Source organism: Mesotoga sp. UBA5847 (assembly GCF_002432735.1).
Classification (GTDB): Bacteria; Thermotogota; Thermotogae; order Petrotogales; family Kosmotogaceae; genus Mesotoga.
Genome location: NZ_DJGL01000056.1, coordinates 17107 through 29580 on the forward strand (window position 1 = coordinate 17107; position 12474 = coordinate 29580).

The window sequence follows — 12474 nt, forward strand, 5'->3', positions numbered from 1 at the left end:
GTTTGAGTCATGGATAAGAAGAAAGCACTGTTGCAGGTTGAAGATTTGAGAACCTATTTTCACACAGAGGATGGAATCGTGAAAGCCGTCGATGGAGTGACGTTCGAGGTCTTTCCCGGAGAGACGCTTGGAATCGTCGGCGAATCTGGTTGCGGAAAGAGTGTCACCTCTCTTTCGATAATGAGACTTCTTGATGAGAAGGGGGAAATTGCAGGCGGTAAGATAATCTTCGACGACCAAGATGTAATGGCGATTCCGGAATCCAAGATGATGAAGATCAGGGGAAACGATATGGCTATGATTTTTCAGGAACCCATGACGGCTCTGAATCCGGTTTTCACGATAGGATTCCAGATAATGGAAGCTATCTTGCTTCATCAGGATGTTGACGAAAAGAAGGCCCGGAAAATGGCAATAGATATGCTTAAGAAGGTTGGAATTCCCGAACCTGAAAAGCGGATCGATGAATATCCCCACGAACTCTCTGGAGGGATGCGCCAAAGAGCTATGATAGCGATGTCTCTATCCTGTAATCCCAAACTGCTTTTCGCAGATGAGCCCACGACTGCTCTTGACGTGACTATTCAGGCGCAGATACTTGAGCTCATGAAGTCTCTTCAGGATCAGTATGGTATGGCTCTAGTAATGATTACTCATGACCTGGGAGTCATTGCAGAGATGGCCCAGAGAGTCGTAGTGATGTACGCCGGAAAGGTTGTTGAATATGCCGACGTTCATACCCTATTCAAAAATCCAAGGCATCCATACACCTGGGGGCTAATGAATGCGATTCCCAAGCTGGATGAAGATAAAGAGGTTCTCTATAACATTCCCGGTGTCGTTCCTGACCCTCTTGATTTCCCAGACGGATGCAGGTTCAATACGAGATGCCCTCTCGCTACCGATAAGTGCCGAAAGGAAGAGCCGCCACTGGTAGAGATAGAAAACGAACACACTGCTGCCTGCTGGCATATCGATAAGCTTATTGAAACTATCAAGGTATCTAGGGCAGGTGAGACTGCATGAGTAAATCCAGCGAAAGCAAACTGCTTCTCAGATCAGACAGACTAATAAAATATTTCCCAGTAAAAGCAGGAGTCTTCAGAAGAGTTGTTGATCAGGTGAAGGCCGTGGATGACGTCAGTTTCAATGTATATGAGAAGGAGACACTTGGGCTAGTCGGAGAGTCAGGTTGTGGAAAGACAACTGCCGGGATGACTGTTCTAAGATTATATGAGCCGACCTCGGGAAGAATAATCGTTGGAGACGAAGATACGACGCATTTCTTCATGCCGGCTTTGAAGGCAAGAAAGTACCTGAAAAGTACGTATATTGATAAATTCGTCGATTTGAAAGCAAAGGCAGGGACGGTTGAGGGCGCCCTTAACTCTATTGAAGATGAGTTCGATAAGAGTATGGCTGAGAAGTATTTCAAAGAATTCAATGAAGACAGGAGTGAGTTCATCAAGAGTCTTCTGGGAAATAGAGAAGAGAAGAGGAAGGCTTTTAGAAGAGATGCTCAGATTATCTTCCAGGATCCCTTTTCTTCGCTTAATCCAAGAATGAGGGTTAAGAACATAATCGGCGAGGGAGCAAGAATTCATGGTCTTGCAACTGGCCGTGACGTTCTGGACAAAGTCGCCGATATTATGACAAAAGTCGGTCTGTCAAAGGATCATATGTCGAGGTTCCCTCATGAGTTCAGCGGCGGGCAGCGACAGAGGATAGGAGTTGCCAGAGCGCTAATTCTGAATCCAAAGCTTATTGTATGCGACGAGGCCGTCTCCGCGCTTGACGTTTCGATTCAAGCCCAGATTCTAAATCTTCTAAGTGATCTTCAAAAGGAGTTCGGACTTACATACCTGTTTATTGCACACGATCTTGGAGTCGTGAAGCATGTAAGCAAGCGCGTTGCCGTTATGTACCTCGGAAAGATAGCCGAGCTATCAGACAAGAAGAAATTATTCGATAACCCTCTCCATCCGTACACGGTCTCTTTGATGTCTGCAATTCCCGAGGCTAACCCTGAAAAGAAGAAACAAAGAATACTTCTCGAAGGGGACGTTCCCAGCCCAATAAATCCACCCTCTGGCTGTAGATTCCATCCGAGATGTCCGATAGCGAAGGACGTTTGCTCAAAGGAAGAACCCAAGCTTCAGGACGTAGGTGGAGGGCATTTCGTGTCCTGTTTCTTCCCTGGAGAACTGAAGAGAGGTTTATGATCTATACCATTCCGCCGATGCCGTTGATGATTATCTGGATATCGGCGGGATGTTTCTTCTGAATCTTTTCTAGGAACCCATAGCTTCCATCTATAGGCATCTTCACCACTAATTTCATTCTATAAGAATTCTTCAGCTTGGAGAGAAGAGGAGCGAGGGGTCCGAAGACTTCTAGAGAACTGACTCCTGACTCTTGTATCTCTTTTAAAACCCATTCTGCCAGTTCTCCGCTTTCATCCTCTGAATTTCCATAACAGACAATCTCGGCGATTCTACTGAATGGCGGGTTGTTCAGTTTCTTTCGAAGTGTGATTTCGCCTTCATAGAAGGACTCGTAGTCTCTTTCACAGGCTGCTCTCATAATTCTGTTGTTTGGATTGAAAGTTTGAATGAACGCTTTTCCTACACTTGCCCGGCCTGAGCGCCCACTAACCTGCGCGATATGCTGAAAGGCGGTCTCGGAACTGTCATAACTGGGGAAGCTCATCAGCCTGTCCGCATCGACGATAAGAACCATCTCAACATCCGGAAAGTCAAGACCCTTCGTAATCATCTTTGTTCCAACAATTACCTGGCAGTTTTTTCTGGAGATCTCAAGCAAGGCCTTTTCATACGCAATCGGGTTGTCGATCGTCTCTCTATCCATCCTCATGATTTTCGTGGACGGAAAGAACTTTTGAAGATCGTGTTCCACTCTCTCCGTTCCAAAGCCCCTTGCAGAGAGAGTCATAGATCCGCATTCTGGGCAGACTTTTGGGATCGCGCTCCTGTGACCGCAGTAATGGCACTTAAGCAAATTATCGTTTCTGTGAAAAGTCATGGATACCGAGCAGTGAGGACAGGTGATAGTCTTTCCACATGTGTAGCAAACGACGTAATTTGAATAACCTTTCCTATGCACAAAAACGAATACCTGTTTTCCTTCCGAGACAGTCCGCTTTATCTCTTCAAGTGCTTGTTTGCTTATTATGGGATTTTTCTCATCTCTCATGTCGATTACTCTAATCGTTGGGAATGAGCCGACAGGTCTTTCGGTAAGAGATAATAAGGAAACCCTGCCTGATTCGGTAAGATGGTAGTGATCAACTCTTGGAGTCGCAGATCCTAGAATCACAGGTATGTTCCCCAGTTCTGCTTTGCGGATTGCAACCTGAACCCCGTCGTAGAAAGGCACACTCTGCTGATAGAAACTCGAGTCATGCTCCTCGTCTACGATTATTAGACCTGTATTCTTCATTGGTACCCAAAGCGAGCTCCTCGTACCAACCAGGATGTCTACATTCCCTTCAACTGAATCGAGCCAGATCATCTGGCGCTGTGCTCGGGTCATGTAACTGTGGTACTGTCTAACATCTCTTCCCGGAAAGGCTCCCCTGATCCTTGCGAGGAGTTGCGGAGTCAACGACACTTCGGGGACAAGATACAGTATTTGCCGGCCTCTGTTTAGCCAGTATTCCATAACCTTGAAGTAAACCTCTGTCTTTCCGGTGCCTGTCAACCCGTGGAGAAGAAAGGACTTTGAGTCGCTTTCCATTATCTCTCTGTATACCTCTTTCTGGCTGACACTTAGCTCATCGACGGCAGGAATTACCCAGTGGGAGTCGTCTTCCTCAATTTCCTCTACCAAAAGAATTCCTTTTGAGATCAACGTATCAATCGGACTTCGACTTCTGAGCTTAAGTTTCTTTTCCAGCTCGGTTATCTCTTCCGATTCAACTGAAAGCAGATAATCAACTACGATCTGCCATAGCGGCGTGAGCTCCTCTTCTAGAATCCCTGTCTTCTTTGCAAGCGACACTCGCTTTGTCTTTCGCTTCTTCGGAGTCTTCCGGTCAAAGCTATGCATGATCTTCACTTTTCTAGAGGCGAGAAGTTTTTTGAGATAGTCTTCGCCAAACTTCGTGATGAATTTATCCTTTTGAGTAGGTGGAAATCCAAGCTCGTCTGAAAAGGCAACAACGTAATCATCGATTGAAAGCAGCTTGCCCGGCGGAAAGAACAAATCGAATACTTTGCCTGGGGGTGCCAAATACTCTCTCATAACAAACTTTGCGAGTTCGAGATCCTCTTGTGAAAGAAAGGAACGATCATCGACTTTCTTGTTCACACTCTTGATCTTGAAGTGTCCTCTTTTTTCTTCCAGCGATACTACATAACCTATGGCATTTCGCCCGGCGAAATTCACTTCGACCCTCTCACCAGGCTTTACAGGTTCATCAGTTTCGTAAGTGTATGTATCGTATAGAGGCGAATTTGAGATCGCGACCCGGATTAGCATTGGCTACCGCTCCTGTCTGTGGTAAACAATTTGTGATAATAGATCAGAGCCTCTTGCTCTGCTTTCGGGATACTTGTAGAGACTTGAGTAAAATCTTACGGCTGTGAAATCCCTCTTCAGCTGTGCCTCAAGCAAGTCAACATCTATCTTCATTTCATCTTTGAGAGATTTGTCTACTACTTTTCTCCATAAAGAAGCCGTGGTTATGAATGGGATATTCGTTGAGTGCTTGATGTTCGAAAGATGAGTTCTTCCCTTTTCATTGAAGCCCAGTATCCGAATGTATTGAGGGCCGAGTTCGTTGCTTCTTCTTATTAGGTCATCGGTGAACTTGAAGATGGGATAGTACATAAGCCGTCTGATTCTAGATAAGGTGAACCGCTTCGATTTGACGCAGTGCAGAAACCCTTCAAGACTACCTTCTATGGAACATTCTTGAAATCTCGCGTCTAAACCTTCGACGAACCCATAATATCGGCAATAATCCTCTCTTGATAAGAGCCTAAAGAAGGAAATAAAAAAGGATTCAACATCTTCTTTGAAGACGGGACCTCTTCCGCACCTGATTTCTTGAAGGATTATATCAAGGGATTCCTTTGGCATTGTTTGAGAAGCGCTCTCGATATTGCCATTTTGAATCAGCCTTCTGATTGCCGTTGCGGAAGAAAATTCTCCACGATGCTCTTCATCAGTATAAGAAGCGCCGACTCTTCTCATTGAGTGGGGAATCATCTTGCTCTTTATCTCTTGAATCGCTCTCAAGTATTCCACACCCAGGATGTTGTTGGATGAACCTATCTCTTCAATTCGGTGTGAAAGAGCCGCATTTTCAGTATGTATGAAGTCTCTCAGAGCATACTTTCTGGCATTAGGAAATGAATGACCTGTCTTAAGATGTTTCTTCAAAAGATCCTGATAGTGTTCGGGTTCTTTGATCAGAACTTTGGACACGGCCTTCATGAGGTCTATATCGTCTGTCTCACTCCCAAAAACGACATCTGTTACTCCCACATGGTCAAGCGTCCATATTGATCCCGTTGCGAACCCTCCGGCGTCCTGCAAGGAATACACTACCGGCAATTCGAGAACCAGGTCGACACCTTGCTCTAGAGCAGCTTTTGCCCTTGCAAACTTCTCGACAATTGCAGGCTCTCCTCGCTGAACAAAATTGCCGCTCATAACCGCAACGGTGACATCCGGGTTCACAATCTCTTTCGAATGTGAAAGATGATAAAAATGCCCATTATGAAAGGGATTGTATTCCACAACGAGACCAAGCACCTTCATTTACGGACCTCCAATTTGAAGAACATATCGCGTTGCTATTCTTATTATCGATAACACAACCCGTTACTTTGGAGCCATTATCACAAGCTCAAGCCAGATATCTTCGGTGGAAAAGGGCGTCTTTGGATCAGATCATAATCAATTTAGAGGTGAAAAGGTAGAGGTCCGAAGATCAAGATTAAACGTAACTCCAGGTCAGGCTGAACTTGATCAAACATCTTGCCCCTGCTTTTTTCCTCTCGAGTGTATATTCACTACCTATTCTGCTATTGATTCAGTCATGTCAAAAAGCCTGTCAACCGCCCTTCAAAAGAGCCGCTACACGCTGTATTTAACCGTCCTTCGATAAGAGTCGCTCAACGCTTGAGAGAACAAGCTGCTCGCTGAAGACCACGCTGTCCGTCACAGGTCGCCGTTCTCTGAGAAGACCGGTTAGAAATATCCCGTCGGCGATGAAGCCATCGGCGCCCCTCTCGAGAGCTAATCATTACCCGCATCATCTCTTTGATACCAAATCATTTTGCATCCTAGTTCCAGAATCAGTCATCACTATCAAATAGACCTGACTATGCGATTATCTACACTCTTGTTCTTTAGCCCCCCGCTTGAGGGGCTTATCATTCAACACATCATCTTCTTTGGAGTTCGATCATCTCGCTTCTTACTTCCAGAATTGTCATCATTAGCAAATGAACCTGGCTATATGCTCTTGATCTACAATCCCAATTTGAGCGGGGCGGGTGTTTGCAACCTGAAGACCCGCTTATCAAAATACGCTGCACGCAGAGCGCTGTGAAAAGCCAAGAAGCAAAAACAGAGACTGCCGGGGTCCTGACGTCTGTCCCGTTTTTCGCTATCTATCTTCAAAGGCCAACACCCTCCGCCACTGCGTGGCCCTCCTCCCTCAAGGGAGGACTTAAGATCAGGATCATCAAGAGCCAAGACAGCATACCTTGTTGAGGGAGAAGGAGTATCATATTATTCCTCACTAACTCCCTAACTAAAGATAATAATGAGTCTCTCGAAAGAGAACTCAAAAGCAAGGTCGTTCTGAGAACCTCACAATCCGTCATGCTCAAGAGATCCGTCCTTGGTCCTTCGCCCCAAATCATGGACCCGTCTTTCGAAAGAGCAGTTGCAAGTTTCCAGTTCCAAGTTGCAAGCTCTAGGCCTGAAAAAAGCGTCAAATGCTGTCATGCTTAAACCAGAGCCGTCCTTGGTCCTTCGCCCCAAATCATGGATCCGGCCTTCGAAAGAACCGCTGAACGCTTAAGAGCAAAAACCCGCTGGCCGCTGATGAAAACAACGTTGTCGGTCAACAGTCCTCAGTCCTCTAAATAGAGCGGCTGCAAGTTGCCAGTTCCAAGTTGCAAGTGCAGGACAGAGAAACTACACCAAATGTGACACGATCTGTCATGCTGAACATGCGGTCCGTTCTTGATGTGTTCAACACACCCCGTCGACGATGGAGCCGTCGCCACCCCTCTCAAGAGGGGATTAAAGAGCTTTTCAAAGCTTCTGAGATGCTCCGGATCCGTGCCTATCCCTGCCCTCTTTGCTTTCCCCTTCTCGCTATTCTTTGAATAAATGGTTTGACCAAAAACGAAGGACAGATACTTGTTCCGGAACGAAAAAACAGGTTTCTTGGGCCAACGGCGAACCGCTCAATAACGAACAAGTTTCTCTTGATCTTCCGATCTCCAATCACGAACATCTAGCCTTGCTTTTGTTGCTTGCAACTTGGAACTTGCATCTTGCAACTGATCTTTTTCTCTTTCCTACCACGAACCTGCAACCCCGCACCCCTGTCTCATGGTGTAATTACTCCATACAACGGTCCCGCGGATACCCTTTCAATTCTGATCTTAACAGATTTGCCGATCAGTTCGGGTTGTGCTTCGTAGATGACGATTTTATTGTTCATTGTTCTTCCGTAGATCTTGCCGTTTCCTTTGATCTTGCCTTCGCCGATTACATCTATAATTCTGTCAAGATACTTCTCGTTTTCTTCCCTGTTGATGTGTTTTTGCAAAGTGAGAAGATCATTGAGCCTTCTAGTCTTCACTTCTTGTGGAACATCATCGGCCATCTTTCTTGCAGATAACGTGCCTTCTCTGGGTGAATACATTGCCAGGTTGATTCGTTCAAATCTGATTTCCTTTACAAGCGAAACCGTTTCTACGTACTCCTCTTCTGTCTCCCCGGGAAAGCCGATAATAATATCAGTGCTCAAGGTTGCGTCAGGAATTCTTGTTTTGACACGCTCGATGAGATCTAGATAGTACTCTCTCGAATAGCCCCTGTTCATTGCTTTCAAGATTCGATCGCTTCCCGACTGAACGGGCAAGTGGATGGAGCGAGATATCTTTTCGGATGAAGCAATTACTTCAATCAACTCGTCGCTGAAGTCTCTTGGGTATGAAGTGAGAAACCAGATTCTTTCAATTCCATCTATCTTCGTCGTTTCTCTTATTAGCTCTGCAAGTGTAGACCCATCCTTCAAGTCCTTTCCGTATGAATCGACATTCTGTCCAAGGTAAGTTATTTCTCTATAACCTTTTGCGACAAGTCCCCTTGCCTCCGAAAGAATGTCGTTCATGTTCCTACTTTTTTCTCTGCCCCTTGTATAGGGAACGATGCAGTATGAGCAGAATTTGTTGCATCCAAATATTATGGTAATCCAGGCGTGATGCGAGCTAGTCCTAATTCTAGGAGTATCCGAATCAAGTTCATCGATGAAGTCGCCCATCTCTATGAATCTCTCGCCCGACTCCGCTCTTCCGAGCAATTCATCTACTTTCGTAATCGAGCGTGTCCCAAACACGAAGTCGACCTCTTTGTGAGTAAGCAGTTCGGTGGCGTTCTTCTCGGCTACACATCCGCAGACACCTACCAGAAGTCTCCCGTTCTTCTTCTTAAGCGCCTTCAGCTGGCCTAGTTTGCCGTACAGCTTGTCCTCTGATTTGCCTCTTACGGCGCATGTGTTTACGATGATTGCGTCTGCTTCTTCCTCATTGCCTGCAATCTTGTGACCGGCGGCAGAGAGAATACCCATCATAGCTTCTGTATCGTTCATATTCATCTGGCAACCGAATGTCCTGAATGCTACTTTCAAGTGATCACTCCTAATCCGATATCATTGATCAGCTAAATTGTACCGCATTAAGTTAGGACGAGAAACCCCGGTATGTTACCATTCTAATGTGTCTCTTTGTACGAAAATGCAAGCGAAAAGTCTCTGGATAGAGACTATCGGCTAAGAGCAGCATCTGAATTCAGGCAACGCTACTGGAGGTGCGAAGTGTTTTCGGAAGCTTTTAGGATAGCAAGTCAGTTCACAAGACCGGTCGTAGTTCTTACGAGAAGCGGTACGGGCAAGGTGTCCGCAACTTGCGGGACCTTCATGATACTTAATCGAGAAGGCTGGATAATTACAGTTGCTCACCTGTGGCAATCGTATTTCTTATACAAACAGCAGCAGACGAAAAAGGAAAACGATCCGGAGAAGAAGATTGAAAACCATTCGTTTTGGTGGGGTGGAGATGGGAAGAGCCTGAAGGATATAAAGCCATTCCCAGAGTCCGATCTAGTTGTTGGTAGACTTGACCCGTTCGACCCCTCTGAGATCATGGAGTATCCGGTTTTCGTGACACCTGAGGAAATGAGTATTGGAACTAGCTTGTGCAGGGTCGGTTATCCCTTTTCGAGAATAAGAGCCTCCTTTGACAAAAAGAACTCCAGATTTTTGATGGACAGCAAGAGCTTGCCTTCGCTCTATCCAATTGAGGGAATATACACAAGAACCGTAGTGGCTCCTGCATTCAAAGAGGCAAAGACGATTGCGAAATTCGTTGAGACCTCTTCGCCAGGTCTTCTTGGCCAGAGCGGCGGGCCGATAGTGGACATGAAAGGGAAGGTCTGGGCAATCCAGAGCAGGACGGTTCATCTGCCGCTGGGCTTCAGCCCGAAACTCAGAAGAGGCGGAAAGGAAATTGAAGAGAACCAGTTTCTCAACGCTGGTTGGGGAGTTCACATAGAAGAAATCCGTGAAGCCCTGCGCTATACTAATAAACCCAAATAATCATTGATATTCTAAGGTACCCCGCTTTGTTGAATAATATGACAAAATGGTAAAATATCTTAATAGCAGGTATTCTGAAATTACATATTTCCTTCAAGGAGTAGATTTCTGTGAAAAAGACCTCATCAGTTTTACTGTCTATTTTGCTTGTTCTTGTGGTTTTCTCGACCCAAGGTTGCTTTCTTTTTCGAAACGTAACTCTGTCAATAGAGAATTCAGAGCTGTCAATTGGAATCGGTGAGTCGGAGCAGATACGAATCAAAGTAAAACCAGAGGATGCTACCTTGAAGTTTTCTTCCAACAACGAATCGGTAGCGACAGTCACAACTTCTGGTATGGTAATCGGTGTCTCTGCCGGAGAGGCAGAGATTACAATTGAGGCGACCAAAGACAAATACAAGAGCGCTTTGAAGAAAGTCAGCGTTCAAGTTGTGGGAGAAGAATCATTTTCCGTAACGTTTTCAGTGATTGATTCATCCGGAGCCGTGCAAGGAGCGAACGTCACTTTCAATAGTGAGACAAAGACCACAGACGCGAGTGGCAAAGCAGTGTTTGCTGGTGTGTTGGCGGGGAACAAGGATTACTTTGTGAACAAGGCAGGCTACAACGAAGCTATTGGAAGCGTTAACGTGGATGAGGACAAAACTGTAGAAGTAACTCTTGAAAGGAAGGCTTACATTATCACTGCGACAGCAGGACCGGGAGGAAGCATAGATCCTTCCGGAGAGGTGGAAGTCGATCATGGAGACAGTATTAATTTCAGTGTAATTGCCGATGATGGTTATGCTATAGAAGATGTAGTTTCTGACGGAGTATCAATCGGGCAAGTCGACAATTACACTTACACCAAAGTTACATCAGATCACACAATCCACGCAACTTTCAAGCTCAAGACCTATACACTGACGACAAACGTAGTAGGCCAGGGAACTGTAACGAAGAATCCGAACAAAACTGCATACGATTATGGAGAGGAAGTACAGCTTACCGCTACCCCGGATGAGGGCTGGAACTTCGCCGGCTGGAGCGGAGACCTTAGTGGTTCTGCAAATCCCGCAAACATAGCAATGGATTCAAATAAGACAGTAACAGCGACCTTCACAATAAAGAAGTACACGATAGCCGCATCGGCCAATCCTCCGGCCGGTGGAGCAATAACTGGAGCCGGGAGCTACAATCACGGAGATGCTGTTAACCTTGTGGCCACTGCAAACGAAGGCTATGAATTCATAAACTGGACAGAGAATGGAGTGCAGGTAAGCGCGAACGCCGCTTACTCGTTCACGGCGACCTCGAACAGGACACTCGTAGCCAACTTCAGATTGAAGACCTACACGATCACCGCGACGGCTGGAGCGGGAGGCAATATAAACCCCGCAGGGAATGTGAATGTTACCCACGGTTCGAGTCAATCATTCACAATAATTCCCAATGCCAGTTATGACATAGGAGATGTCGAAGTAGACGGAGTTTCCGTTGGAGCTGTATCCAGCTACACATTCAACAACGTGACCGCCAATCATACTATTCACGCTACATTCCGACTTAAGACTTACACAATAGCCGTATCGGCCAATCCTCCTGCCGGTGGAACGGTAACTGGAGCCGTGAGCTACAACCACGGAGACACTGTGGACCTTGTGGCCACTCCAAACGAAGGCTATGAGTTCGTCAACTGGACAGAGAATGGAGAGCAGGTAAGCACGAATGCCGCTTACTCATTCGTGGCTACCGCGAACAGAACGCTCGTGGCCAACTTCAGACTGAAGACCTACACAATCACCGCGACGGATGGAGCGGGAGGAAACATAGATCCCTCTGGTGATGTCTCAGTAAATCATGGAGATGATCAGGAGTTTGCTATAACTCCCGATGAGGGCTACAACGTTGAAGACGTACTGATCGATGGGGAGTCTGTTGGACCGAGGACATCGTATACTTTCACTGAAGTCGCTGCTGACCACACGATCCACGCCAGCTTCTCACTTCTGCCTCCTCCAACATATACAGTGACCTTCAACGTGAGCGATAACCAGGGAGCAGTTCAGGGCGCGAGCGTAACATTCTACGGTGAGACAAAGGCCACGGACGCGCAGGGAAAGGCGGTGTTTACTGGAGTGCTGGCTGGCAACAGAGCATATACGGTGAGCAAGATAGGATACAACAACGCGACTGGCAACGTCAATGTCGATGGCGATGAGACAGTCGGTGTGATACTCACAAAGAAGACCTACACGATCACCGCGACAGCGGGGGCTGGAGGTAGTATAAATCCCGCAGGGAATGTGCAGGTAGAACATGGATCGAACAGATTGTTCAACATAACCCCGAATACTGGATACGAGATAGAAGACGTAAAGGTAGATGGAGTCTCTATTGGGGCCGTTTCCACATACAACTTCAAAAACGTCACGACTAACCACACCATTCACGCTACATTCCGACTTAAGAGTTACACAATAACCGTTTCGGCAAATCCTCCGGCCGGTGGAAATGTGAGCGGCGGAGGAAACTACACTCACGGAGATACTGTAAACCTTTTGGCCACTCCAAACGAAGGCTACGAATTTGTCAACTGGACAGAGAACGGGGTGCAGGTGAGCGCG

At 46.4% G+C, this 12474-nt stretch carries 7 protein-coding genes; 4 read left to right on the plus strand and 3 right to left on the minus strand.

Annotated features, from left to right (window positions below; genetic code table 11):
- Window positions 1-9: 9 nt before the first annotated feature.
- Both B3K91_RS05870 and B3K91_RS05875 read left to right on the plus strand, forming a co-directional pair.
- Window positions 10-1026 (plus strand): ABC transporter ATP-binding protein, encoded by a 1017-nt coding sequence (locus tag B3K91_RS05870; RefSeq protein WP_214078627.1) that lies wholly within the window; start codon window positions 10-12, stop codon window positions 1024-1026.
- The gene (locus B3K91_RS05875) at window positions 1023-2222 is read left to right on the plus strand and encodes an ABC transporter ATP-binding protein (RefSeq protein ID WP_292592171.1); all 1200 of its coding nucleotides are present in this window, start codon (window positions 1023-1025) and stop codon (window positions 2220-2222) included. Before B3K91_RS05870 ends, B3K91_RS05875 begins: the two co-directional genes overlap by 4 nt.
- A gap of 1 nt (window position 2223) precedes the next feature.
- Here B3K91_RS05875 and priA read toward each other — a convergent pair whose 3' ends face one another.
- The 3 genes from priA to miaB all read right to left on the minus strand — a co-directional run bounded on the left by priA (window position 2224) and on the right by miaB (window position 8902).
- Window positions 2224-4500, minus strand: a complete 2277-nt coding sequence (priA, locus tag B3K91_RS05880; protein WP_292592172.1) for a replication restart helicase PriA — start codon at window positions 4498-4500, stop codon at window positions 2224-2226.
- 3 nt (window positions 4501-4503) lie between these two features.
- Window positions 4504-5787: a nucleotidyltransferase gene (locus B3K91_RS05885; protein WP_292592173.1), complete on the minus strand. Its 1284-nt coding sequence runs from the start codon at window positions 5785-5787 to the stop codon at window positions 4504-4506.
- 1810 nt (window positions 5788-7597) lie between these two features.
- Complete coding sequence (miaB, locus tag B3K91_RS05890; RefSeq protein WP_292592865.1) at window positions 7598-8902, minus strand: tRNA (N6-isopentenyl adenosine(37)-C2)-methylthiotransferase MiaB; 1305 nt, start codon at window positions 8900-8902, stop codon at window positions 7598-7600.
- 186 nt (window positions 8903-9088) lie between these two features.
- On the opposite strand from miaB, the gene B3K91_RS05895 reads away from it, so the two are divergent.
- Window positions 9089-9868 (plus strand): trypsin-like peptidase domain-containing protein, encoded by a 780-nt coding sequence (locus B3K91_RS05895; protein WP_292594271.1) that lies wholly within the window; start codon window positions 9089-9091, stop codon window positions 9866-9868.
- 110 nt (window positions 9869-9978) lie between these two features.
- The coding region (locus B3K91_RS05900; RefSeq protein ID WP_292594274.1) for an InlB B-repeat-containing protein at window positions 9979-12474 on the plus strand (2496 nt) is incomplete at its 3' end.

Excerpts from the sequence above, each read along its gene's own strand:
- B3K91_RS05870 (WP_214078627.1), top strand. The coding sequence starts at position 10 with ATGGATAAGAAGAAAGCACTGTTGCAGGTTGAAGATTTGAGAACCTAT.
- B3K91_RS05875 (WP_292592171.1), top strand. The coding sequence starts at position 1,023 with ATGAGTAAATCCAGCGAAAGCAAACTGCTTCTCAGATCAGACAGACTA.
- priA (WP_292592172.1), bottom strand. The coding sequence starts at position 4,500 with ATGCTAATCCGGGTCGCGATCTCAAATTCGCCTCTATACGATACATAC.
- B3K91_RS05885 (WP_292592173.1), bottom strand. The coding sequence starts at position 5,787 with ATGAAGGTGCTTGGTCTCGTTGTGGAATACAATCCCTTTCATAATGGG.